The 23,313-nt window shown below is 59.3% G+C and carries 21 protein-coding genes and 1 tRNA gene; 11 read left to right on the top strand and 11 right to left on the bottom strand.

Translation table 11 applies throughout. The features are described from left to right. Positions 1-594, top strand: coding sequence for a sulfotransferase family 2 domain-containing protein (locus J7416_RS04235; RefSeq protein ID WP_209223364.1), 594 nt, complete (start codon positions 1-3; stop codon positions 592-594). Here the strand turns inward: J7416_RS04235 and J7416_RS04230 are convergent. From J7416_RS04230 to guaB, 3 genes are all read right to left on the bottom strand, one after another. Next, the gene (locus J7416_RS04230) at positions 591-2,885 is read right to left on the bottom strand and encodes an ATP-binding protein (protein WP_209223362.1); all 2,295 of its coding nucleotides are present in this window, start codon (positions 2,883-2,885) and stop codon (positions 591-593) included. The genes J7416_RS04235 and J7416_RS04230 overlap by 4 nt on opposite strands. Positions 2,886-2,989: 104 nt before the next feature. After that, on the bottom strand, positions 2,990-4,147 hold the full coding sequence (locus tag J7416_RS04225; RefSeq protein ID WP_209223360.1) for an RsmB/NOP family class I SAM-dependent RNA methyltransferase: 1,158 nt from the start codon (positions 4,145-4,147) through the stop codon (positions 2,990-2,992). Positions 4,148-4,234: 87 nt separating this feature from the next. Continuing rightward, positions 4,235-5,683 carry an IMP dehydrogenase gene (gene guaB, locus J7416_RS04220; protein WP_209223358.1) on the bottom strand — a complete coding sequence of 483 codons (1,449 nt, stop codon included), beginning with the start codon at positions 5,681-5,683 and terminating at the stop codon, positions 4,235-4,237. 216 nt (positions 5,684-5,899) lie between these two features. Between guaB and J7416_RS04215 the strand changes: the two genes are divergently transcribed. Continuing rightward, positions 5,900-7,942, top strand: a complete 2,043-nt coding sequence (locus J7416_RS04215) for an ASKHA domain-containing protein (RefSeq protein WP_209223356.1) — start codon at positions 5,900-5,902, stop codon at positions 7,940-7,942. A gap of 24 nt (positions 7,943-7,966) precedes the next feature. Beyond that, entirely contained in the window at positions 7,967-8,824 is an 858-nt protein-coding gene (locus tag J7416_RS04210) for a class I SAM-dependent methyltransferase (RefSeq protein ID WP_209223354.1), read from the top strand. Positions 8,825-8,868: 44 nt separating this feature from the next. On the opposite strand, the gene J7416_RS04205 is transcribed toward J7416_RS04210, so the two are convergent. The 5 genes from J7416_RS04205 to J7416_RS04185 form a co-directional block, all read right to left on the bottom strand. Then, positions 8,869-8,942 (bottom strand) — tRNA-Gly (locus J7416_RS04205). Between the two features lie 66 nt (positions 8,943-9,008). Beyond that, entirely contained in the window at positions 9,009-9,836 is an 828-nt protein-coding gene (locus tag J7416_RS04200; protein WP_209223352.1) for a polyphosphate kinase 2, read from the bottom strand. A 131-nt stretch (positions 9,837-9,967) separates the two neighbouring features. Further along, on the bottom strand, positions 9,968-11,029 hold the full coding sequence (locus tag J7416_RS04195; RefSeq protein ID WP_209223350.1) for a methyltetrahydrofolate cobalamin methyltransferase: 1,062 nt from the start codon (positions 11,027-11,029) through the stop codon (positions 9,968-9,970). Positions 11,030-11,038: 9 nt separating this feature from the next. Next, positions 11,039-11,965: a methylenetetrahydrofolate reductase gene (locus J7416_RS04190; protein ID WP_209223348.1), complete on the bottom strand. Its 927-nt coding sequence runs from the start codon at positions 11,963-11,965 to the stop codon at positions 11,039-11,041. A 26-nt stretch (positions 11,966-11,991) separates the two neighbouring features. After that, positions 11,992-12,288: a virulence factor gene (locus J7416_RS04185; RefSeq protein ID WP_170424664.1), complete on the bottom strand. Its 297-nt coding sequence runs from the start codon at positions 12,286-12,288 to the stop codon at positions 11,992-11,994. A 241-nt stretch (positions 12,289-12,529) separates the two neighbouring features. Here J7416_RS04185 and J7416_RS04180 point away from each other — a divergent pair, with 241 nt between their 5' ends. Both J7416_RS04180 and J7416_RS04175 read left to right on the top strand, forming a co-directional pair. After that, the gene (locus J7416_RS04180; protein ID WP_209223346.1) at positions 12,530-13,642 is read left to right on the top strand and encodes a Ppx/GppA phosphatase family protein; all 1,113 of its coding nucleotides are present in this window, start codon (positions 12,530-12,532) and stop codon (positions 13,640-13,642) included. Then, a complete protein-coding gene (locus J7416_RS04175) occupies positions 13,642-14,358 on the top strand; it encodes an RlmE family RNA methyltransferase (RefSeq protein WP_170424660.1) in 717 nt (238 codons plus the stop codon). Before J7416_RS04180 ends, J7416_RS04175 begins: the two co-directional genes overlap by 1 nt. 1 nt (position 14,359) lies before the next feature. Here the strand turns inward: J7416_RS04175 and J7416_RS04170 are convergent, their stop codons facing one another. From J7416_RS04170 to J7416_RS04160, 3 genes are all read right to left on the bottom strand, one after another. Further along, positions 14,360-14,548 carry a hypothetical protein gene (locus tag J7416_RS04170; RefSeq protein ID WP_209223344.1) on the bottom strand — a complete coding sequence of 63 codons (189 nt, stop codon included), beginning with the start codon at positions 14,546-14,548 and terminating at the stop codon, positions 14,360-14,362. A gap of 97 nt (positions 14,549-14,645) precedes the next feature. Then, entirely contained in the window at positions 14,646-16,547 is a 1,902-nt protein-coding gene (locus J7416_RS04165) for a cytochrome c3 family protein (RefSeq protein ID WP_209223343.1), read from the bottom strand. Next, positions 16,544-17,410 (bottom strand): YihY/virulence factor BrkB family protein, encoded by an 867-nt coding sequence (locus J7416_RS04160; protein ID WP_209223341.1) that lies wholly within the window; start codon positions 17,408-17,410, stop codon positions 16,544-16,546. The genes J7416_RS04165 and J7416_RS04160 overlap by 4 nt, the downstream gene beginning before the upstream one ends. Before the next feature lie 179 nt (positions 17,411-17,589). Between J7416_RS04160 and J7416_RS04155 the strand changes: the two genes are divergently transcribed. The 6 genes from J7416_RS04155 (at position 17,590) to J7416_RS04130 (ending at position 23,303) form a co-directional block, all read left to right on the top strand. Continuing rightward, positions 17,590-18,675 carry an AI-2E family transporter gene (locus J7416_RS04155; protein ID WP_209223339.1) on the top strand — a complete coding sequence of 362 codons (1,086 nt, stop codon included), beginning with the start codon at positions 17,590-17,592 and terminating at the stop codon, positions 18,673-18,675. 3 nt (positions 18,676-18,678) lie between these two features. Next, a complete protein-coding gene (locus J7416_RS04150) occupies positions 18,679-19,791 on the top strand; it encodes an acetoin utilization protein AcuC (protein ID WP_209223337.1) in 1,113 nt (370 codons plus the stop codon). A 116-nt stretch (positions 19,792-19,907) separates the two neighbouring features. Further along, positions 19,908-20,885: a MoxR family ATPase gene (locus tag J7416_RS04145; RefSeq protein ID WP_209223335.1), complete on the top strand. Its 978-nt coding sequence runs from the start codon at positions 19,908-19,910 to the stop codon at positions 20,883-20,885. 17 nt (positions 20,886-20,902) lie between these two features. Continuing rightward, the gene (locus J7416_RS04140; RefSeq protein ID WP_209223333.1) at positions 20,903-21,850 is read left to right on the top strand and encodes a DUF58 domain-containing protein; all 948 of its coding nucleotides are present in this window, start codon (positions 20,903-20,905) and stop codon (positions 21,848-21,850) included. Continuing rightward, positions 21,847-22,320 carry a DUF4381 domain-containing protein gene (locus J7416_RS04135; RefSeq protein ID WP_209223331.1) on the top strand — a complete coding sequence of 158 codons (474 nt, stop codon included), beginning with the start codon at positions 21,847-21,849 and terminating at the stop codon, positions 22,318-22,320. The genes J7416_RS04140 and J7416_RS04135 overlap by 4 nt, the downstream gene beginning before the upstream one ends. Further along, positions 22,320-23,303 (top strand): VWA domain-containing protein, encoded by a 984-nt coding sequence (locus tag J7416_RS04130; RefSeq protein ID WP_209223329.1) that lies wholly within the window; start codon positions 22,320-22,322, stop codon positions 23,301-23,303. The genes J7416_RS04135 and J7416_RS04130 overlap by 1 nt, the downstream gene beginning before the upstream one ends. Positions 23,304-23,313 lie beyond the last annotated feature (10 nt).

Raw genomic sequence — 23,313 nt, 5'->3', positions numbered from 1 at the left:
ATGCTTGTTTTCTATAAGGAACGCCTTGCGTTTCTGGCTGTCCCAAAAACAGGCAGCACCGCCTATCACACCGCACTTAGCGATCGAGCGGACTTTGTTGTGACGGGCCCGCCCACGTTGAAACATGCCCCGGTCCGGCGCTATGACAGGTTTTTTCAGAACATCTTTCGTAAAATGTATGACACCGAGATGGAGATCATGGCGGTCGTGCGTGAACCGATTGACTGGTTGGGCAGTTGGTACAAGTACCGCAGCCGCGATGACCGCATTGGCCATCCGCATTCAACCCGGGATATGAGTTTTGACGATTTCGTTCAGGCCTACATGCAGACCCCGCGCCCCGAATTCGCGGATGTCGGCAGTCAGAGCCAGTTTTTCAGAACCAGAAACAACGGGTTCGGGGCCAAGCACGTCTTCAAATACGAGAACCAGGATAAGATCCTGAATTTCCTGCAAGATCGCTTGAATATGGAAATCTGTTTGCAGCGAGAGAATGTCTCGCCAATGCGGAAACTCGAATTGCAGGCCGAAACGATAGCGAAGTTCCGCGCCCAGCACGCCGCAGAGTTCGCCTGCCACAACGCTGCGCTCTAGTTGAGCTGCTGGAATACCGCCTCGGTCAGCTGATTCAGGGAAAACGGCTTGGGCAGGAAGGTCGAATTGGAAATCTCTGGCCCCGAATCCCCGAATGCGCCTTCGGTGTAGCCGGACATGAAGATCACCCGCACATCCGGGCGCGTCTCCATCGCCTTGCGCACCCAGGTCGGTCCGTCCATGCCCGGCATGACCACGTCCGTGACAAACGCATCTACATTCAATGATCCGTCTTCCAGCAGATGCAGGGCCTCTTCGGCAGATCCGGCTTCAAGTACGGTATAACCTTTCAAACGCAACGCTCGCGTCGCAAAGGCACGAACGGGCGCTTCATCTTCGACCAGCAGAACGACGCCTTCTCCCTGCCGGGCGCTTGGGCTTTCGGGCAACGCGGCGGTATCATCATCTACCGTCTGCGACGCAACCGAGACCGGCAAATAAACCGTAAACTCGGTCCCCTTTCCCTGAACGCTATCGACGAAGATGAAACCGCCGGTCTGTTTGACGATGCCATAAACAGTAGACAGACCAAGCCCCGTGCCTTCACCGGTGCGCTTGGTGGTATAGAATGGCTCGAACACTTTTTGCAGCTTGTCTGCGGGAATTCCGGTACCGCTGTCGATGACCTTGACGGTCACAAATTCACCCGTCGGCACGGTCGCGCGATCGCGTCTGAGTGGCTCGCTCAGCGACACGACCTCGGTCTCAATCCGCACTTCGCCGCCTTCGGGCATCGCATCCCGTGCGTTCACCACAAGGTTCATAAAGACCTGCTCCAGCTGCCTCTTATCGGCACGCACAGGTTTGAGCACCGGGTCATGGCTAAGCGTCAGGCGCACCTTTTCGCCAACCAGCCGGTTCAACAGATGAATGAGGTCCGAGATCGTGTCACGCAGATCCAGAACCTCGGGCTGCAGGGTCTGTTTCCGCGAGAACGCCAGCAACTGACTGACCAAAGCCGCCGCCCGGTTCGCGTTTTGGTTAATCTGAACAAGATCACCGTAGTTCGAGTCGTTCTGATCATGCCGCAGCAGCAATAGGTCGCAATGGCCAGAAATCGCGGTAAGCAGGTTGTTGAAATCATGCGCCACGCCGCCAGCCAACTGCCCGACCGCCTGCATTTTTTGCCCCTGCACAAACTGGGCTTCAAGCGTCTTGAGCTCGGTCGCATCGTTCAGGACTGCAATCAGGCAGACCCGCCCCTTGTTCACGGCACGGTTCAGCGTGACCTGCAAAAACACCTCTTTGTCCTGACGGGTGAGACGCAGAAATTCCGAACTTGGCGGAGCATCCTCTTGGTTGGCGACGCGGGTCAGCCAGTCCTGAATCGGGTATCCCAGACCGTGCATGATGTTGGTGACATTAGTTTCGCCAAGCGAAACATCTCCGATCAACTTGGTGGCCATGCGGTTGGCGTCCAAAATCTCGCCCTCGGGCGTCAGCCACATAACGGGTACAGGCAAATCGGCAAATCGTGTGTCACCGCCCTGAGCCCCTGCAGAGTTCAGCGGCAGCACCAGCAGATCCCGTACAGTACCTGAATGAGAAAGCTCCGAGATGGTCACCGGCATCTGTCCAGAGGCCGTCTTGGCCAATGCGATGTCTCCCGGTGCTGGGACATCATCTGGGAACACCTGGCTCAGATTGTCCGGCCTGCGGCCCAGAACCGTTTCAGCGACGCCGTTGACTCGCAAAACCGTTCCGTTGCGACCTTCGGTCAACACCGGTATCGCCGCGCCTTCCCACTGCCCCTCCTCATCCAAATGGAAACGCCAACAAAATACGTTTTGGCCAACGCTGAACACTGAGATCGGGACCGTAGAAGCGAAAGTTACAATATCTTCCCGCGTTTTGCCGTGGATTTCAGCGCTGGATTGCAGTCGAAGCAAGATGGCCGCAGGATTTGCAAACATGGATTTCAAGCAGTGTTCAAGACGCGTGCCGGGAAAAGCATGGATTTGTGCGCGCGCCCGAGAATTCGCAGTCAGGATGTCGCCATTGCCGGTTGCGATCACCGTCGGGAACAAATCCTGCTCGGCAAATAAGGCCATAACGTCGGCAGATGTTCGGGCCGACCAATCGGCAATCTGCCCCCGCAACACCACCAAGAGAGCCGTAGCCAGCAATGAAACACCAACAACCACAAGCCCCGTGTTCCAGACAGTTGGCAGGAGATCCACAAATGGGATCAAGATCAGCGACGCACCCAGAACAACCAGCGGGGCAAGGCGCGACAGCGCGGGGGTTTTTCGAAAACTGGGTTCGGAATAAATCTCAGCAGTTTCTGACATAAACAACTCGAATTGAAAGGCGTTGTCACACTCAGCCCAAATAAGGTTAACGCCCCCTTAAAAGGCGCGGCAAATTCCACCTTGAGTTGTTTTTCACTGATGCGTTATCGCGTCAAGTGGGCTAAAAAGAAGCCATCGGCACCGTGTGTCACCTGCCACGTTTTTCGAAACGTATCGGTCCAGTCCGGGTTGTCCTGCCTGAACTTGTCGATGATGGCACCGTTTTCGCAGTCCAGCATCGAGCAGGTCGCGTAGGCCAGAACGCCACTCGGCCCGACCAGATGGGCCGCTTTACTTATGATCTCAGATTGCAGATCGTTCAGCGCGCCCAACCCCTCTTCGGTCAGCGCCCATTTCCCAGCGGGCGCACGACGCCAAGAGCCACTGCCCGAACAGGGCGCATCGGTCAGTACAATATCGAAAGGCGCATGTCTCGCGACCTCATCAGGCGCAAGGCAGGTGACGCGCACCCCGGCCCGCTTTGCCCGCGCTGGTAGATCGCGCATGCGCCCGGTGTTTACATCATGCGCGTAGACCTGGACACCCTGATGCGCCGCCAGCGCCAGGGACTTGCCGCCTCCTCCTGCGCAATAGTCCAGCACCCGCAGCCCTGGTCGCAACTCAAGCGCCTCGACAACGGCCTGACTGGCCGCGTCCTGCAACTCGACCAACCCCTCATTGTAGGCGCGGCTTTGCGCGATCTTTCGGGCACCCTCTGTGACTTCCAGGGCTGTATCGCAGGCCGGATGCGCCTCGGCGCTGATCCCTTCGGCGGCGAGTGATACGATTGCTTCGGCCAGGCCCGTTTTGGCAAGGTTGGCACGCAGATGCACCGGCGCGCGACTTTGCAGCACTTGCGCTGCCGCTTCCGCCTGATCGCCGAGCGACGCCTGAAAGCGCGGCCATAGCCATTCGGGGATATCACAGCGTTCTGCATCTGACTGAAACGCGCGTGGCGCATCGGCCTCGACCAGAGGCTCGGGCGCATGGCGTTCCCCAGTGAACATCGTTTCCGGTGCCTCATCTGCCGCACGCAGCGCGCCAATCATCAGCCCGCGCCCCGTGTCCGAACCACCCAGTGCCGCAAATGAGCGTTTGCAACGCAGTGCCTGAAACACATGGTCACGCACCGCTGCACGATCTTTCGATCCTGCAAACCGGCTGCGCCGCGCCCAACCGGTCAGGGCTTTCTCGACCGGAGCACCGGCGAGGATCTGGTCTAGGATTTCAATCGAAGCCTGAACGCGTGCTGCCGGTGTCATTTAAAAATCCGATCTCGTAGCGCCCTTGGCGGGCCAAAAAGCAAAACGGCGCCCGCGTTGGGGCGCCGCGCTGCAAACGTTGTTGCTTTACATCACCCGGTAGTTCGGGCTTTCGCGCGTGATCTGAACGTCATGCACATGGCTTTCCTTGAGGCCCGCGCCGGTGATTTTCACAAAGTTGCAGTTCTTGCGCATCTCTTCGACCGTCGCACAGCCGGTGTAGCCCATTGCCGCGCGCAGACCGCCAACCAGTTGGTGCACCACCGCACTAGCCGAGCCTTTATACGGCACCTGCCCCTCGATCCCTTCGGGCACCAGCTTGTCGTTCGCCGCGTCCTTCTGGAAATAGCGATCCGCCGAACCGCGCGCCATCGCGCCTAGGCTGCCCATGCCGCGATAGGATTTGAACGAGCGGCCCTGATATAGGATCACCTCGCCCGGGCTTTCGTCCGTTCCCGCGATCATCGAGCCAACCATCGCGCAGGACGCCCCCGCCGCAATCGCCTTGGCAAAATCGCCTGAGAACTTGATGCCACCGTCCGCAATCACCGGAACATCTGCGGCAGCCGACGCGCAGTCCATGATGGCCGTCAGCTGAGGCACACCTACGCCTGCAACCATCCGCGTGGTGCAGATCGACCCCGGCCCGATGCCCACTTTGATCGCATCCGCGCCCGCATCGATCAGTGCCTTGGTGGCCTCGCCCGTGGCAACGTTTCCTGCGATGATCTGAACCTCATTCGACAGGGTTTTCACACGCTTCACTGCGTCCAGAACGCCCTGCGAGTGACCGTGCGCTGTGTCGACCACTATGATGTCGACACCGGAATCCACCAACTGCTCGGACCGCTCAAATCCAGAATCGCCAACCGAGGTCGCCGCAGCCACGCGCAAACGGCCCAGCCGATCTTTGCAGGCGGTCGGGTTCAGCACCGCTTGTTCGGTGTCCTTCAGCGTCAGCAGGCCGGTCAGCTTGCCCTGTCCGTCAACGACAAGCAGCTTTTCGATGCGGCGGGCGCGCATGAGGCTCTTGGCTTCTTCCAGATCGGCCGGTTCCTGCAGCATCGCCAGATTGTCAGCGGTCATCATAGCCTTGATCGGAGTGTCGTCAGACGTGGCAAAGCGCATGTCGCGGTTGGTTACGATGCCAACGACGCGGCCTTCATCGTCGACAACCGGGAAACCAGTGAAGTTATAGCGCTGAACCAGCGCCTGAGCATCCGCCAGCGTCTGGTCCGCGCGCAGGGTTACGGGGTTGTACACGATCCCGGATTCAAACCGCTTGACCCGGCGCACTTCGCGCGCCTGTTCTTCGACCGTCAGGTTCTTGTGAATGACCCCGATGCCGCCCGCCTGCGCCATTGCGATGGCCATGCGCGCTTCGGTCACCGTGTCCATGGCCGAGCTCAGCAGCGGGATATTCATGGTGATCTCACGCGTCACGCGTGTTGTCGTATCCGCCGTCGCAGGCAGCACTGTGGATGCGCCCGGAACCAAGAGTACGTCGTCAAAGGTAAGTGCCTCACGAATCTGCATCTGCTAACCCCATGCAAAAGCCCGTTTGGCGGTGACCCTATTACATGGATTCAAGGCAAGGAAAAGCCCCTGACCTAAACTAGTTTCCCCCTGCGACCCGATACCGCCGCAAAAAACGACGCAAGACGTACAAAACGTGCCGCTGAATGGCTTTCCCTTTGCGCGCAAACGCATATCTTGCCCGGCATACGCGCGAATACAAAAGGCAGGCCTAACATGACCACCGACCCCCTTGTCGTCTTTACCCCGTCGGGCAAACGCGGGCACTTCCCCGTGGGTACTCCGGTTCTGACCGCCGCTCGGCAGTTGGGCGTCGATCTGGATTCGGTCTGTGGCGGCCGTGGCATTTGTTCGAAGTGTCAGATCACGCCCAGCTATGGTGAGTTCCCCAAGCATGGCGTCACCGTTTCCGAGGATGCGCTGAGCGAATGGAACGCGGTGGAACAACGCTATGACGACAAGCGCGGTCTGAAACCCGGTCGTCGTCTGGGCTGTCAGGCGACGGTTCAGGGCGACATCGTGATCGACGTCCCGCCGGAAAGCCAGGTGCACCGGCAGGTCGTTCGCAAGGCCGCCGCTGCACGTGCCATCACGATGGACCCGGCAACAAGGCTGTATTTCGTGGTGGTGGAAGAACCCGACATGCACTCGCCCACCGGCGACCTTGAGCGGCTTGAACGCGCCCTGCGCGAGCAGTGGAACATAGATGCCGTTACTGCAGACCTGTCCCTGATGTCCAAGTTGCAGCCCGTGCTGCGCAAGGGCAAATGGGAGGTCACGGTTGCCGTTCACAAAGGCCACAAGGACGAGGTGGCGAAAGTCGTCGAAATCTGGCCGGGACTGCACGAACAAGGCCTTTACGGTCTGGCCATCGACCTCGGCTCGACCACCATCGCGGCCCACCTGACCGATCTGGAAACCGGTGAGGTCAAGGCGTCCTCGGGCCTGATGAACCCCCAGATCCGCTTTGGCGAAGACCTTATGAGCCGCGTGTCATATTCCATGATGAACCCCGGCGGTGATCAAGAGATGACGAAGGCCGTGCGTGAGGCGATCAACGATCTGACGACCTCGATCGCGGACGAAGCCGGAATCGACGCCGCGTTGATCGTGGAAACGGTCTTCGTGTGTAACCCGGTCATGCACCACCTGCTGCTGGGCCTCGATCCGGTTGAGCTGGGGCAAGCGCCCTTCGCTCTGGCAACATCGGAAAGCATGTCCCTGCCTGCCCGTGAGATGGACCTGACCAACATGAACCCCCGCGCGCAGGTCTATATCCTGCCCTGCATCGCGGGCCATGTCGGCGCAGACTGTGCCGCGGTTGCCTTGTCCGAAGAACCGGGCAAGTCCGAAGACCTGGTTCTGATCGTCGACGTGGGCACTAACGCCGAAATCCTGCTGGGCAATACCAGCCGCGTTCTGGCCTGCTCTTCGCCTACCGGCCCAGCATTCGAGGGTGCTCAGATCAGTTCCGGTCAGCGCGCGGCACCCGGCGCCATTGAACGTATCGAGATTGACCCCGTCACCAAGGAACCCCGCTTCCGCGTGATCGGGTCCGAGAAATGGTCGGACGAGGAAGGCTTTGATCAAGACGTCGCAACAACTGGTATCACCGGCATCTGCGGATCGGGCATCATCGAGGCGGTCGCCGAAATGCGCATCGCAGGGCTGCTGGACGAAGGCGGATTGATCGGGTCGGCCGAACAGACCGGCACCCCCCGCTGTGTGCCCGAAGGCCGCACGCACGCTTATCTGATCCACGATGCCAGCGCCGAAGGCGGGCCCCGTATCACCGTCACCCAAGGCGACATTCGGGCCATTCAGCTTGCCAAATCCGCGCTTTATGCCGGTGCCCGCTTGCTGATGGATGAGATGGAGGTCGATACCGTCGACCGCGTCGTTCTGGCCGGTGCGTTTGGCGCACATATCTCGACCAAACACGCGATGGTGCTGGGCATGATCCCGGACGCACCGCTGGATAAGGTCACCAGCGCGGGCAACGCCGCGGGCACCGGCGCGCGGATCGCCCTGTGCAATATCGCAGCCCGGTCCGAGATCGAACGCGTGGTGCGCGAGATCACCAAGGTCGAAACAGCCATCGAGCCCAAGTTCCAGGACCACTTCGTCGCCGCCAATGCGATCCCGCACAAGACCGACCCGTTCCCGGAGCTGGCGCAGGTGGTCACCCTGCCCTCGCCTTCGTTCAACACCGGCGGGTCCGAAGAAAGCACTGGTCGCAGGCGGCGCAGGCGGTCATAGTTGCCCCCAACACCGGGGGGCAACATGCAGATCGCAAACGAAGAACAGGCCGAATACTGGGGCAAGTCCGCATCCGGCGCGAAATGGTTAACGTACGAGGACAAGCTGGATCAGCTTATGTCTCCGGTTCTGGAGCTGGTACTGGACCGCGCCGGGCTGCAGCCCGGCATGCGAGTGCTGGACGTTGGCTGCGGCACCGGTGCCAGTTCGATTGCTGCGGCACAGGCTGTTGGCGCAGAAGGCCATGTTTTGGCCGCGGATGTCTCACAACCGTTTTTGGATCGCGCCTCGGTGCGGGCGTCCGAGGCCGGGCTGCCGAACATCGCCTTCCAATACGCCGATGCCCAGTCCCACCCATTCAACGAAGGGGATCGGGACGTCCTGATCTCGCGCTTTGGCGTTATGTTTTTTGAAGACACGGTTGCCGCCTTTGCCAACATGGCGCGGGCGTTGAAGCCGGGCGGTCAGATGACGTTTGCCGCGTGGGGGCCGCTGCGTCCCAATCCTTGGTTCAAACTACCGCACGTAGCTGCCACGGAACGCCTTGGAAATCCACCAATTGTTGACCGAAATGCACCCGGCCCCCTCGCGTTTCATGACCGCGAAAGAGTGACCGGGTTGCTTGAAAAGACCGGGCTTTGGGATGTGAGCGCCGAAGCGGTTCCCGTAACGCTGCATTTCAAGGGCTCTTTGCTGGACTGCGCTGGATTGTGCACACGTGTCGGCCCAGCGGCTCGCGTGATCAACCATTTCGACGGCACACCCGCAGATGTCACAGCTATTCAGCATAAAGTGGCCGAGGCCTTTCGCCCCTTTGCGACCGAAGGTGCAGTGCACATCCCGGCCGAGATCAACCTGTTTCAAGCGCGCCGAGCGGCATAGCACATCTGCCCAACCAAAGCGGTCCATCAATGTCAGAAAACGGCTGGAGCGGGTAACGGGAATCGAACCCGTAACAAGAGCTTGGGAAGCTCGTGTGATACCTTTTCACCATACCCGCCCGTGCCGGAAACGGATAGCATTTCGCCACCGCGGGCTGCAAGCTCTGATCTGCGGTATCCGCGCCCTATTCGGTTCGTGCGCGCAAGCTGTCGATCAGATCCCGATCCACCGTCATTACTTCGCGCGCAGCCTCTAGCGTACGCATATCCAAATGCTGCGGGCTCAGATCTAGCCCTTGTGAAAACGCATCAACAATGGTTTCCATCGCTCTGATCCGCGCATATTTTTTGTTGTTGGCGGGGATCACGTGCCAGGGTGCGATTTCGGTCGAGGTGCGCGCAAGCATTTCATCAATGGCCACCTCGGTCTCATCCCATTTCTCCCGATTCCGAAAATCCTCGTAGGTCAGTTTCCACCGTTTGAGCGGATTGTGCAGACGCTCGGTGAACCGGGCCATCTGTTCTTCGGAAGAGATATGGAAGAAGAGCTTGACGATCCGGGTGCCGTCATCAACGACCATCCGCTCGAAATCATTGATTTCTCGGTATGCGGCGCGCCAGCGTTCTTCCGGGGTCAGGTTTTCAAGACGCTCGACCAGGACACGCCCGTACCAACTGCGATCAAAGGCCGAGATCGCACCCTCTGGTGGCAACCGCTCCCAAAAACGCAGCAAGTAGTGGCGGTTCAGGTAATAATTACGCGGGGCCCCGATCGGCCACACTTTGAAGCTGCGCGGGTCAAGTGCTTGACTGATCCGGCGGATTGTCCCGCCCTTGCCTGCCGCGTCCCAGCCTTCAAAGACCAAAACGCCTTTGACGCCGTGAAACAGATAGGCTTGCTGGATCAGCGCCAATTGGGCCTGTAGCTCGACCAAACGCTCGAAGTAGTCTTTCTTGCTCAGTCGCTTGGTAAGATCGGCATCTCCCAGCCGAGGTGGATAATGCTTGCCCATGTGCTCTCCTGACCGTTGCTGCGATACGTTATGAGTATCACAGTGCGATCAGAGGCTGGCGTTGATCCGCATCAATATGAAAAAGGCCGGGCAAAATCTGCCCGGCCTTACAGTCAAACCTTGTGAGCCGATCAGGCGCGACGACGCCGTCCACCGCCGCGACGGCCACCCGCTGCACCAGCAGCCCCGGCCTCTTCTGGCGACTTGTTGAACTTGATCCACTCGCCGCCATGCGCATCGTTGTTGGTCAGCAGGTTGGCGGCACGGATCGCCTCCATTTCCTTGCCAGCGCGCGGTTTGGTCGAACCCAGACCGAACATCTGCACGAACGCCTCGTCATCCATGCCCTCGGGCAGGATGATGCCAGCTGCTGCAACGGCCTCTTTCTTTTCTGCGATCTTTTTCTGTGTGATCGGCAGAGCCACCGGGTTCATGATCGCGGACGTCATACCAGCTCCCATGGCCATTGGCAGGAAGGCGTTGTTGATGCCGTGGCGGTTCGGCAGACCAAACGAGATGTTGGACGCACCGCAGGTGGTGTTCACGCCCAGCTCTTCGCGCAGACGCCGGACCAGAGCGAACACTTGCTGACCAGCCGTTGCCATGGCACCGATGGGCATAACCAGCGGGTCCACGACGATGTCGTGCGCTGGGATGCCGAAATCAGCGGCACGCTCAACAATCTTCTTCGCGACGTCGAAACGGACATCGGGATCTTCCGAGATGCCGGTATCGTCATTCGAGATCGCCACAACCGGAACGTTGTACTTTTTGACCAGCGGCAGAACCAATTCCAGACGCTCTTCTTCGCCAGTGACCGAGTTCAGCAGAGGACGGCCCTCAGCCGCTTCAAGACCGGCTTCCAACGCACCGGGCACCGACGAGTCAATGCACAACGGCACTTCGACCAGACCCTGCACCAGCTCAACGATCTTGCGCATCAGCGGCGGCTCGGTCTCGTTCGGGTTAGGGTTCGAGTTGTAGACAACACCGGCGTTGATATCCAGAACGGTTGCCCCTGCCAGAACCTGTGCCAGCGCGTCTTTCTCGACGGTCGAGAAATCGCCAGCTTCCAGCTCGGCCGCCAGTTTCTTGCGGCCGGTCGGGTTGATCCGCTCACCGATGACACAGAACGGCTCGTCAAAGCCCAGAACGGCAGTTTTTGTTTTTGATTCTACGACTGTACGGGTCATGTCCGTTCCTTAAGCATTTGCCGGCTTTGCCGAAGCGCCGCCGTTGTTGATCGCCCAGTTGGCGTTGGTCTTGATGCCGCCAAGCGGGAAGAAGTGTACGTTGGTGATGTTGAAATCCGGGTTGGCCGCTTTGTGGTTGGCCAGTTCGGTGATCACATCGGTCGGCTCATACGGCAGCAGCAGCTTGGACACGTCCATGGCGCGCTTCTGCAGAACCTTCAGCGACGGGCCAACGCCGCAGGCGATGGCGAACTTGATCAGGGTCTGCAGTTTCGCCGGACCCGCGATGCCGATATGGATCGGCAGGTCGATACCCGCAGCTTTCAGACCATCGGCCCACTCGATAATCGGTTTGGCGTCAAATGCGAACTGGGTCGCCAGCGCCATTTCGGCATCGGTGGTCTCAGAGAATTTCTGTTTCCAACGCAACGCATCATCGACATTCTTGGTCGAGCCGTCCGGGTCGATATCCTTGTTGCCCTCGGGGTGGCCCGCGACGTGCAGACGCTTAAACCCAGCCTTGTCGAACAGGCCGCTTTCCAGCAACTGCATCGAGCTGTCGAAGTCGCCATGCGGTTTGGCAACGCCACCGGCCAGCAGCAGGGCCTGATCTACACCCGCTTCGCCCTGGTACATCGAAATCCAGTTTTCCAGCGTCGCTGCGTCCTTGATGATCCGCGCCGGGAAGTGCGGCATGACCGGATAGCCTTCGTCCGCGATGCGCTTGGCGGTCTTGACCATATCCTCGATGGGTGTGCCTTCGATATGGGCGATGTAAACGCGCGTGCCTTCGGGCAGTAGCGCGCGGAAGTCTTCCACCTTTTCGGCGGTGCGCGGCATCACTTCGATCGAATAGCCCTGCAAAAAGGCTTCGACGGTCGGATTCACCGGGCCGTTTTCGACCGCATCACGTTTCTTGAAGTTCAGCAAAGCCATTGCGGCCTCCCATAGCTGTCTCGGGCTCATGCCCAACCGTCATTGGCGATCAGCGCTTTGATGCGGTCCTGATCGTATTCCGTTTCCAGACGCACGGCTTCCGCCTCGGCGATTTCAGAGGGCTCGCCCTCAACCGCAAAAGGCTCGGCCTTGCGCCATTCCGCCAGGTAGGCATCGCTGTCCTTGGCGTTCACCTTCATGGCCGCGCGGTCGATGGCTTGTTCGAACCGTTCCTCCAACTGCCGCTTTGCGCCACGGCGGCCCTTGCCGACAATGACTTGGGCGGGGATATCGCGCCAGTAAACTATGGTGACGTCAGGCATTGCGTTTGATTCCTCCTAACCAGATGGACCGGTTCTAAACGTCTATGTGGGGGCAAGTCGGTCGATTTTCGACACACGACGCATTTCCAGCGACCTTTTTGCCCACGATGGGATACCGGGCTTGTAACGGAGTCTTCCTCAAAGACTCATATCAAAATTCTCATCACTTTAATGAGCGTCTTGCACGAAGCATGTCCCCGACCTATGGTCGGGGTAACTCGATAATCGGAGGGCGTTTAACATGGCGCCCAAGCGTCCCAAAGGTGCGGGCGCGTTCCCGAAGGCGGTCGAAAGCCCCGCGCCAGCAAGACCCGATCCGGATGCGTTGTATGCGGCGCTGGATCTGGGAACAAATAGTTGCCGCATGCTGATAGCCCAGCCTAAAGGCAGTGGCTTCCATGTGGTCGACAGCTTTTCCAAGTCCGTGCAATTGGGTGCGGGTTTGGAACGGACCGGACGGTTGTCTCGGTCCTCGATGGCGCGCACCATTCAGGCACTTCGCATCTGCCAGCAAAAGCTGAAACGCAACAGGGTCAGACGGATGCGTCTGGTCGCGACCGAGGCATGCCGCCGCGCAAAGAACTCACGCGACTTCATTCGGCAGGTCAAACGCGAAACCGGCCTGACGCTTGAGATCATCCAGCCCGAGGAAGAGGCGCGTTTGGCCGTTATCTCTTGCGCGCCGCTGGTGTCCACCAAGACCGAGCAGTTGCTGGTTGTCGATATCGGCGGTGGCTCGACCGAGTTGGTGTGGATCGACATCTCATCCGTGCCGCGCCGGGACCGGCCCGCAGCGATCATGCGCCTGCATCACGGGTTTCACACCAGCGAAAGCCCCTTTCCTGCGGCCAAGGTCGTCGACTGGATCAGTGTTCCTTTGGGTGTGGCTACGCTGCGCGACCAGTTTCACGATGTCGAGGATGACTCGGCCCGGTTTGCCCTAATGAGCTGGTTCTTCGAGGAAAATCTGGCCGATTTCGCGCCCTACAAGGACGAGCAGGCCCGTGAAGGCTTCCAGATCGTCGGCACCAGCGGCACGGTCACCACTGTCGCCGCCTCGCACCTTGGCCTCAAGCGCTATGACCGCACCAAGGTGGATGGCTTGCGCATGACCAGCGATCAGATTGACAAAGTCATACGTGGGTATCTAGAACTCGGCCCTCAGGGTCGGCGCCGTGATCCCCGGATTGGGGAGGACCGCCAGGCGCTGATCATGTCCGGCTCGGCCATTTTGCAGGCGCTGTTAAGATGCTGGCCCACTGACCGCCTTTCCGTGGCGGACCGGGGGCTGCGCGAAGGCCTGCTTTATGCGCAGATGAGCGCGGACGGTGTATTGGAAGACGGACCGTTCTGATGGCGAAGACACCAAGTGGCAAAAACACCTCGGGTCGCGGGCAACGCGACCTGAAGGTCAAGGTTAAGACGGCGCGCGGGCGTAAGCTCAGCTCGACCCGTTGGCTCGAGCGGCAGTTGAACGACCCGTATGTGAAACGCGCCCAGGCCGAAGGATATCGTGGGCGCGCGGCTTATAAGATACTGGAACTGGACGATAAGTTCCGCTTTCTTGTCCCTGGCGCGCGCGTGGTCGATCTGGGCTGCGCCCCGGGTGGCTGGCTGCAAGTGGCGGTGAAGCGGGTCAATGCGCTGGGCGAAAAGTCCGGCAAGCGGATCGGCACGGTTCTGGGCGTCGACCTGCAAGAGGTCGAACCCGTCGCCGGTGCTGAGGCCCATGTGCTGGACTTCATGGAAGACGACGCCGATGTGAAGGTCAAAGACTGGCTGGGCGGTAAAGCCGATGTGGTGATGTCCGATATGGCTGCGGCCTCATCGGGTCACAAACAAACCGACCACCTGCGCATCATGGCACTGTGCGAAACGGCGGCCTATTTCGCATTTGACGTGCTGGATGAAGGCGGCACTTTCGTCGCCAAGGTGCTGGCGGGTGGTGCCGAAGGCGATCTGCAGAAGCTGTTAAAACAGAAATTCGACAAGGTTGCGAATGTGAAACCGCCTGCGTCGCGCTCGGACAGTTCCGAGAAGTTCGTGGTCGCGACCGGATTCCGCGGCTGAATCAGTCGTCCAACGAAATTCGATCTTCGGTCAGCACCTGTTCGCGCAGCGATGCGACCGCGATGCCTTGCAACAAGAGCGCCTCGCCGTGGTTGATGTATTGTGGCGGTCGGGCGCGTAACTCTTCGACCCGCTGGCACACCGCCAATGGCCGTTTCATTTGGGACGTGTGGACCGGTTTCAGAAACATCGCTCACCTATACGCTGCGGCAGATCTTGCCTCAGCGTGAGGGATACTCGGGAATTTTGCCGGGAACGTGGCCGAAACCGGGCCAAGCCAAGCCGATTCAGCGGCCCAGCTGGTCCTGCAATTGCAAAAGGTTTGGGTCATCGGGGATGATCTCCAGCCCCTGTTTCAGCACCTCACGCGCAGCCTGAGCCCCGCGATTGATCTGCGCCAACTGGACCAGCATGGGCCAGGCCTCGGCCCGTTGCGGATCAAGTGTCACGACCTCTTGGAATGCTTGTTCGGCGGCTCTGGCGTTGCGGAACGTCAGGGCCATTCCCCCCAGAACCAGATGGGTTTCTGGGAAATCCAGTCGGTTTGAGATCGCCATTTGCCACTCGGACATGGCCTGCCCTGACGCTTGCTGCTGCGTGCGGGAAAGCGCCTGCGGCGGTATGTTCAGGAACTCTTTTGCTGCGGATATGCGGACGTTTCGCAGCGGGTCCGACAACAACGGTTCAAGACGCTGCACCTGATCAGGTAAGCTGGCCTGACGCTGCAACGGCGCTGCATTGGCGCGCACCAACGGATCCTCATCAGTCAGCAAGCCGACCGTCTGTGCTGCGACATCCGCAGAGCCATAGGGCTGTAAAAGATAAGCCGCTGTTGCGCGAATGATACCGGGCTGATCCATGTCAGTCGCAATCCCCAGCAAGTCCTCAGGCCCATCAGCGACGCCCAGCGTGGCGGCCTGAAAGGCCGATCCGAAATGCGGTTCTCTGTGCGCGCTATCCGGGAACCATCCTGCGATCTGTTGCGCAGCCCAGTCTTGGTCCTGATCCTGATGGCAATCCGTACAGGTGTCCTGTCCAAGCCCCAAGTCGGGACGCGGGATACGGAAACTGTGGTCGCGACGGCCGTCCACACCCATGTAGACGCGCTCGATCATATGGCATGTCTTGCACTGCGCGCCCTTGCTGCCGTCAGGGTGGTGATGATGCTCGGGCGAGTCGTACTCTTTCGCACTCAGCGTCGGGAACCGCGGGTTCGCAGCCGGAGAGTGGCATTGCGTGCACACCCCGTTTCCGTCTGCCTTCAGGGATGCGCTGTGCGGATTGTGGCAATCCATGCACCCTACCCCGCGATCATACATCTTGGACTGCAGGAACGAGCCATACACGTAGACCTCGTCCAGAATCTGCCCGTCAGGGTGATAGAGGCCGGGGCGCAGCACGGCCAGGTTATACGCGTCGTGAAACGGTGTACCCGGCAGCGGGTTGCCGTCGCCATGTGCCTCGCGCCGGGAATGGCAGCCCGCGCATTGCTGGATCTCAACCTCGGTCTGGCCCCGCCCCCAATCGATCAGGAAACCGGTGTCGCCGAGGCCCTCGGGCAAGCTCTGCCCCCCGACCCAGTCGATATGCGCCGAGCCGGGGCCGTGACAGGCCTCACACCCGACACCAATCTCGGACTGGGTCGAGCTATAGGTTCGGGTTTCGGCGTTGTAATTCTTTTCAAAGCCGGTGGCGTGGCATTCGGCGCATCGCGCGTTCCAGTTCTTGTACGGTCCGGTCCAATGCAACCCGTCATCCGGCGGCAGATCCTGATCAGGGTAAAGGTGAAACCACTCTTTGTTCTCGGTGTCCCAGACCACGTCAAAGCTTTGCAACCAGCCGGGTTCGGTCTGGAAAAGGTACTGTTGCAGCGGCTCGATGCCGACAACGGAATGCACACCATATTCGGTGGTAACCCCGTCTTTTTCGGTGACTGCCGCGCTCAATTCTCCATCCGTGTCCGAAAACTCCACCGACATGCCGTCATGTTCGAACCGGGTGCCGTCAAAATCAGCGACAACAGAGCTGTCTTTAACCTCGGTCCAGGCCAACGCGTGATGGGATGAAGACCATTCAGCGGCCACGTCCTTGTGGCATTCGACACACTGATCTGAGCCGACATACGCCGCTGACTGACCAAAAGCAGCAATGGGCAACAGCAGCCCGACGCCAAGAACCAGAACTTTCACGCCGACCCCTTACCCTGATTATCTTCCAGATCCATCAAAGCACCATTGTATTCGGCGCCAAAGATTAGAATGGCCGCACACAGATACAGGAAAATCAATGCCGCCATGACACCGGCCAGACCCGCATATGTGGCGCTGTAAGTTGCAAACTGGGCGATGTAGATCGAGAACCCCCACCCGCCTGCGGCCCATAGGGCCAGTGTCAGAATAACTCCGGGAAGAATCTGCATGATCTTGTGCCGCCGCGTTGGCAGGATCAGATGCGCCAAAAGAACGGTGCCTGCCGGAACCGCGACTGTGAAGGTCCAGCGCAGGCGTTCGACCGACAGCCAGTCCGACAGGTCAACATCCGTCTTTTCACTGACCAACTGCGTATAGACCGGCAAGACAACCTCGACCGCTGCAATGCCCAAAATGGCGACGCCGCCTACGATCACAAGCCCCAGGCATAGCAGCCGGGTTTTCCAGAACGGCCAGACGTCCCGGTCGTGATAGGCCTGGTTCATTGCAGCCCGTACCGCCATCACCCCATTCGATGCAAAGAAGATCGCCAGCAGACCACCCAAGGTGATGACGCCAGAGCCCGACTCCTGCAAAACCGCCCGCAATTCGGCAACGATTGGGCCCGCAACATCTTTGGGCCAGGCCCCGAACACCAACTCGATCAATTCGTCGGTGACATAGCCTTGCGACAAGGACCCGGCCAACGCCACCGTAAAAAGCACAAAGGGAAACAAGGCCAGCATCAGCGACATGGCGACGTGGCTGCTCATGACAAAGCCGTTTTTGTTGCTGAACCGAACTATGGCAAGCCACAGCGCCCTGATGGGTCGGCTGAAAGAGGGAATCACTTGTGCGCTCATTGGCAGAGCCTAACCCGCGGGGCCATTCCTCTGAAACGGCAAATCCGGGTTGCAACGTAAATTATCCCGGCCAAACATTTGCCCGCATTGCAAAATCCCGCTCGGCTATGCAGGATCGCCTTCCAGACCGACCACCAATCGGTGTAACGTGCCACGCGGTATCACAGGCGGGCTGAGCGATGACTTTGGAACCAGATCAGAACACGAGCGGCCCCCGGTTGAAACTGTCGGTCGTGCGGGACACGACCATCGTGGCCACGCTGATCGTGCTGGGCCTTTATGCTGGGTCTGCCTTTTTGATCCCGCTGACGATGGCGCTGTTGATAAACGTTCTGATCATCGCCCTCAGTGATCGTGTGATCGCCCTGACGCGCGTTCCCATCTGGCTGGCCAATATCGCCGCTGTCACGGTCGTTCTGGCCGGTTTGTTCATGATCATGTACATTCTGGGCAGTCAGGCCACGCAATTCGCCCGCTCTATCAGCACCTATGAAAACCAGTTCGACGGTGCCGTACACCGCATCACGGGGCTGGTTGGCAATGATGTGACAACATTCATCCGCGACAACCTTGTCAGCATCGATATGTCCTACGTGGCCCGTGTATTGCTGAGCAGTGCGACATCGCTGTTGAACCAGTTCTTTCTGATCAGCCTGTACGTCGCCTTCCTGATGGCCGAGCGTCTGGCCTTTCGAAAAAAGATCCGGCTGGCCGCAGGCAGCCCTGAAACCGGGGCCGAGTTCACGGCCATTCTGGACGCCATCACCTACAGCCTGCAGCGGTATGTCGGTGTAAAAACCTTTATCAGCCTTGTCACAGCGGGCATCAGCTATACCGTCTTCAAGATGCTTGGACTAGAATATGCAGAGACATGGGCCGTGCTGACCTTTGCGCTGAACTTCATCCCGTCGATCGGGTCGATCATTGCCGTGATCTTCCCGGCAATGATTGCCTTGGTACAGTTTGAAACGATCGGACCGTTCCTGATCATCGTACTGGGTTGCGGCACCATCCAGTTCATGATCGGCAACTTTCTCGATCCCGCCATGTTGGGCCGATCACTGAACATGTCCACCTTTCTGGTCATCCTGGCGCTGACCTTCTGGACCACGGTCTGGGGCCTGATCGGAGCGTTCCTCAGCGTGCCCCTGACGGTCTGCATTCTGATCATCTTCAGCCACATACCCGCTCTGCGCCCCGTGGCAATCCTGATGTCGCTGGACGGCCGTCTTGGCGATGACACACCGCCAGCGCAGGCCCACTAGTCTGTGAACAGCCCCATTTTCATAGGGTCAGAGATCTATCGCCATTCCACCTATGGCTCAAAACATCCTTTGGCTATTCCGCGTGTTTCCACCGTGATTGACCTGTGCCGCGCGCTGGGCTGGCTGGGCGCCAACAACTATCGCGTCAGCCCCTGCGCGAAACCCAGCGCTTTGCACCGGTTTCATACGCCCGAATATATCGACGCGCTGCAAACGGCCGAGGCTGCGCAGACCGTTTCTGACGATGTCCGCTCAACCTATGCGCTGGGCACATTGTCCAACCCCGTCTTCCCCGAGATGTACCGCCGCCCCGCCACCGCAGCCGGAGGGTCCATGCTGGGCGCTGAACTGATCCGTGACGGTGGCATCGTCTACAACCCTGCCGGCGGCACGCATCACGGTCTGCCCGACCGCGCCAACGGGTTTTGCTATCTGAACGATCCCGTTCTTGCGATCCTGACCCTGCTACAGATGGGTTTGGACCGGATCGTCTATGTGGATATCGACGCGCATCATTGCGACGGCGTCGAGGTCGCGTTCCACGGCTCGGACACTGTTCGCATGATCTCGATCCACGAAACCCGACGCTGGCCTTTTACCGGACGTCTTGAGGACGAAGCTGACGGCGCTGCCTTCAACCTGCCGGTGCCCAGGAACCTCAATGATGATGAGTTTGCCGCCATCCTTGATCAGTTGATCCTGCCCGCAACCCAGGCCTTTGCGCCACAAGCCATCGTTTTGCAATGTGGCGCGGATGCTGTGGCCGAGGACCCTCTGTCGCGTTTGGCCCTGTCCAACACTTCGCACTGGAAGGCGGTCGCCGCTCTCAAAGGCCTCGCGCCGCGATTTCTGGTTCTGGGCGGCGGCGGCTATAACCCATGGTCCGTCGGCCGGTTGTGGACCGGAGTATGGGCCACCCTGAACGGGTTCGACATTCCCGATAAGCTCGATACAAACGCCCAAGACGTTCTGCGCGCGCTGACCTGGAACCGGTCGGCAGGCCGCAACCCTCCGGCGCACTGGTTGGACACCTTGCGGGACGCTGCCAACCACGGCCCAGTCCGAGAGGAATTAAGACAGGACTTGGACCGATTGGCCGCGCGGATTTCACGGTAGATCGTCCGAACGAACACTGCTAACATACGGGTGTCACGACAGATTTTCTGCTCTCAGTCTTTTTCTGAACAACCACACTTCTAACACTGAATGTGGACGCCGATTGGACCCGCCAAATGAATGCACTTAATCAGATAAATGATCTCAAGGCCCGCATGGGGCAATCCATCATCGGACAAACCGACGTAATCGACCGCCTTCTGATCGGAATGTTGGCCAACGGCAATCTGCTGATCGAGGGGTTGCCCGGTTTGGCCAAAACCCGCGCAGTCAAGGCAATGGCCCGCAATCTGGACGCAAGTTTCAGCCGCATCCAGTTCACACCCGACCTCCTGCCCTCGGACGTCACCGGCACCGAGGTCTTTCAGCAAACCGACGATGGCGGAACCTTCCGGTTCGAGCCTGGCCCGATCTTTGCAAATATTGTCCTCGCCGACGAGATCAACCGCGCACCTGCCAAGGTACAGGCAGCTCTGCTTGAGGCGATGGAAGAACGGCAGGTAACCGTCTCAGGCACAACACATAAAATGGAACCGCTGTTCATCGTGATGGCAACGCAGAACCCGATCGAACAGGAAGGCACCTATCCCTTGCCCGAGGCGCAGATGGACCGGTTCCTGATGCATGTGCAGATCACCTACCCTCCGGTCGAAGACGAAGTTGAAGTGATCCGCCTGGTACGCGGAGAAGAGATTGCGGCGGGCAAAGGCGGGTCCAAGGATGCACCGCCGACGATCCCTCAGGACGCGGTATTCGCGGCGCGTGCCGAGATCGGGCAAATCCACGTCTCGGACGCAATGGACCGCTATATGGCAGACCTAGTGCAAGCCACCCGAACCCCGGGCGCACTGAGCGAGGAACTGGCCAGTTGGATCGACATCGGCGCCAGCCCGCGCGCCTCGCTGGCGTTGGACAAATGCGGACGCGCACATGCCTGGATGAACCAGCGTGATTACGTGGACCCCGCCGATATCCGCGCCATCGCCCATGACGTATTCCGACATCGCATAACGCTCAGCTTCGAGGCGCAAGGCAGTGCGAAATCCGCCGACGATGTGATTTCGGAAATCCTGCAGCTTGTTGCGCTGCCCTGATAGCTAAGGAACGCCGCGTGTCCCAGACCGCCGCCTATCCCGACGACCCGCGCATCCATGTGGATGCGGACCACCTGCTACGGTTGGGGCCTAAGTCGCGCGCGATCAGCCTTTTACCACGTCAGCCCGCTCGTTCCATTCTGAACGGACGGCACGCATCGCGTTTGCGCGGGCGCGGTCTGAACTTTGAAGAGCTGCGCAATTATCTGCCCGGTGACGACATCCGCACGATCGACTGGAAAGTCACGGCCCGCACGGGAAAGCCCCACGTTAGGGTCTATACGGAAGAACGCGACCGCCCGGCCCTATTGCTGGTCGACCAGCGAGTTTCGATGTTTTTTGGCACGCAAGTGTATATGAAATCCGTGATCGCGGCCGAGGCTGCGGCGATTTCCGCGCACAGAGTACTGGGTCAAGGCGACCGGGTCGGAGGGCTCGTCTTCGGCGACACCGATCTGGCCGAACACCGCCCACAACGTCGCCCCGCCGCACTAACGCGGTTTCTGTCATCTGTGGGCGCGCTGAACTGCAGCCTGCGCGCCTCGCAGCGCGCCGACGCGACAGTGACCCTAAACGCAGTGCTGAAACAGGCTGCCCGCATTGCGCATACCAACACACTGATCTGCGTCTTTTCGGATTTCGACGGGCTGGATGACAGCTCTGAGATTTTGATACGTGAACTTGCCGCTTCAAATGATCTGATTTTGTTCAATATTTCAGACCCAAGCTCTCGCGAGTTGGTACCCAACCTTAGGCTGACTGTATCGGACGGAGATAACCAGATCGAACTGGACAGCGCGGACACGGGTTTGTCGGACCGTATCCGTCAAGCGATGGAAGATCGGCTGGCTCAGTTGCAAACTTGGTCGCGCCGCTATGGGTTTCCCATCGTGCCTTTGACGACGGCAGAACCAACACTCGACCAGTTGCTCAGGTTGTTTGGTCACGCCGGAGGCCGCAGATGAGTGTAGACGTCGAAGGCAAATCACTGGTCGATCTGCTCGACATGCTCGAACCCGCGCCAGCGCCGGACCCGGTTTCCATGGTGCCGCAGACATGGGGGTGGGTTGTGCTTGCCGCCATTATTGTAGGGCTGATCGCATTTGTCATTCATGCGTTTCTTCGCCATCGACGGGTGAATGCCTACAGGCGCGAGGCGCTGACTGAACTGGCGACTGCAAAAGACAATCCCGCAAAGATCGCCGAGATCCTGCGCCGAGCGGCGCTTGTCGCCTTTCCGCGCGATAAGGTTGCTGGCCTGCACGGAGACGTTTGGATAAACTTCCTAAACGAAACATTTGACCAAAAACGCTTTTCCGGCACTGAAGCTGATGCGTTGACGTCAGCGCCTTACACGACCATTCCCGCCAATCCGGAATTGACGAAACTGGCGCAGCAATGGATCAAATCCCACAAACGCGAAAGGAATACGTGATGTTTTCCTTTGCCGCGCCTTGGGTGTTCGTCCTGCTTCCACTTCCCGCTTTGGTGTACTGGCTCGCCCCGCCTCACCGCGAGAAAAGCAGTTCGATCCGCATTCCCTTTTTCCGCCATGTTGCAAAGGCCGCTGGCGTCGAGCCCCGGTCAGGGTCTGTCATTCCGCGCCGCGCGGCCTTCCAGACTGGGACCGTGGTTGTAATCTGGTGCCTTCTGGTCATTGCAATGGCCCGCCCAGAAAAGCTGGGAGAGCCCGTGGTGATTGAAAAATCGGCCCGAGACGTAGTTCTGGCGCTGGATATCTCGGGTTCAATGGACCAGAGGGATTTCACCGCGTCAGACGGCGCGCCGACGCAGCGCCTCGCCGCAGTAAAGGATGTGTTGCGCCAGTTCATTGCCGAACGGCAAGGCGATCGGATGGCGCTGATCATCTTTGGCACCCGCGCTTTCGTGCAGGCCCCGTTTACCGAAGATCTTAATAGTTTGAATGGCTTTCTGGACCAAACTCAAGTCGGCATGGCCGGTCCGAACACAGCCCTTGGAGATGCCATCGGACTGGGTATCCGCACCTTTGAATCCAGCGAAGTTGACCAACGTCTGATGATTGTCCTAAGCGACGGCGCTGACACCTCCAGCCGTATGACACCGGTCAATGCAGCAGCTATCGCGGCGGAAAAAGGCGTTGTCATCTATACAGTTGGCGTTGGCGACCCGGACGCGTCGGGTGAGGATCGCGTTGATCTGGATGCGCTGAAAGATATCGCGGACAGAACAGGTGGTGCATATTTCTTTGCCAACGATCAGGACGCGCTGGCCGAAACCTATGCCCGCATAGATGAGCTCAACCCAAGAATTGTAGAGACGCAAAGCTACAGACCACGTGAAAGCCTTGCGCACTATCCGCTTGGGTTTGCTGTATTGGTGATGCTGATGACCTTGGCAGTCTTGCTGGTCGCCCAACGGCGCAAGGGTGCGGCATGATAGGCGTTTT

Source organism: Ruegeria sp. R14_0 (assembly GCF_017743975.1).
In the GTDB taxonomy this organism is placed as follows: Bacteria; Pseudomonadota; Alphaproteobacteria; order Rhodobacterales; family Rhodobacteraceae; genus Ruegeria.
Note: the sequence above shows the minus strand (reverse complement) of the source record. Positions and strands in the feature narration are given on the sequence as shown.

What these genes read in the sequence shown, in the direction of transcription:
- J7416_RS04160 (WP_209223341.1), bottom strand. Translation starts at nt 17,410, where the DNA reads ATGAGCGCACAAGTGATTCCCTCTTTCAGCCGACCCATCAGGGCGCTG.
- J7416_RS04175 (WP_170424660.1), top strand. Translation starts at nt 13,642, where the DNA reads ATGGCGAAGACACCAAGTGGCAAAAACACCTCGGGTCGCGGGCAACGC.
- J7416_RS04170 (WP_209223344.1), bottom strand. Translation starts at nt 14,548, where the DNA reads ATGTTTCTGAAACCGGTCCACACGTCCCAAATGAAACGGCCATTGGCG.
- J7416_RS04190 (WP_209223348.1), bottom strand. Translation starts at nt 11,965, where the DNA reads ATGGCTTTGCTGAACTTCAAGAAACGTGATGCGGTCGAAAACGGCCCG.
- J7416_RS04130 (WP_209223329.1), top strand. Translation starts at nt 22,320, where the DNA reads ATGTTTTCCTTTGCCGCGCCTTGGGTGTTCGTCCTGCTTCCACTTCCC.
- J7416_RS04235 (WP_209223364.1), top strand. Translation starts at nt 1, where the DNA reads ATGCTTGTTTTCTATAAGGAACGCCTTGCGTTTCTGGCTGTCCCAAAA.
- J7416_RS04145 (WP_209223335.1), top strand. Translation starts at nt 19,908, where the DNA reads ATGAATGCACTTAATCAGATAAATGATCTCAAGGCCCGCATGGGGCAA.
- J7416_RS04135 (WP_209223331.1), top strand. Translation starts at nt 21,847, where the DNA reads ATGAGTGTAGACGTCGAAGGCAAATCACTGGTCGATCTGCTCGACATG.
- J7416_RS04195 (WP_209223350.1), bottom strand. Translation starts at nt 11,029, where the DNA reads ATGACCCGTACAGTCGTAGAATCAAAAACAAAAACTGCCGTTCTGGGC.
- guaB (WP_209223358.1), bottom strand. Translation starts at nt 5,683, where the DNA reads ATGCAGATTCGTGAGGCACTTACCTTTGACGACGTACTCTTGGTTCCG.
- J7416_RS04215 (WP_209223356.1), top strand. Translation starts at nt 5,900, where the DNA reads ATGACCACCGACCCCCTTGTCGTCTTTACCCCGTCGGGCAAACGCGGG.
- J7416_RS04230 (WP_209223362.1), bottom strand. Translation starts at nt 2,885, where the DNA reads ATGTCAGAAACTGCTGAGATTTATTCCGAACCCAGTTTTCGAAAAACC.
- J7416_RS04155 (WP_209223339.1), top strand. Translation starts at nt 17,590, where the DNA reads ATGACTTTGGAACCAGATCAGAACACGAGCGGCCCCCGGTTGAAACTG.
- J7416_RS04225 (WP_209223360.1), bottom strand. Translation starts at nt 4,147, where the DNA reads ATGACACCGGCAGCACGCGTTCAGGCTTCGATTGAAATCCTAGACCAG.
- J7416_RS04210 (WP_209223354.1), top strand. Translation starts at nt 7,967, where the DNA reads ATGCAGATCGCAAACGAAGAACAGGCCGAATACTGGGGCAAGTCCGCA.
- J7416_RS04180 (WP_209223346.1), top strand. Translation starts at nt 12,530, where the DNA reads ATGGCGCCCAAGCGTCCCAAAGGTGCGGGCGCGTTCCCGAAGGCGGTC.
- J7416_RS04200 (WP_209223352.1), bottom strand. Translation starts at nt 9,836, where the DNA reads ATGGGCAAGCATTATCCACCTCGGCTGGGAGATGCCGATCTTACCAAG.
- J7416_RS04185 (WP_170424664.1), bottom strand. Translation starts at nt 12,288, where the DNA reads ATGCCTGACGTCACCATAGTTTACTGGCGCGATATCCCCGCCCAAGTC.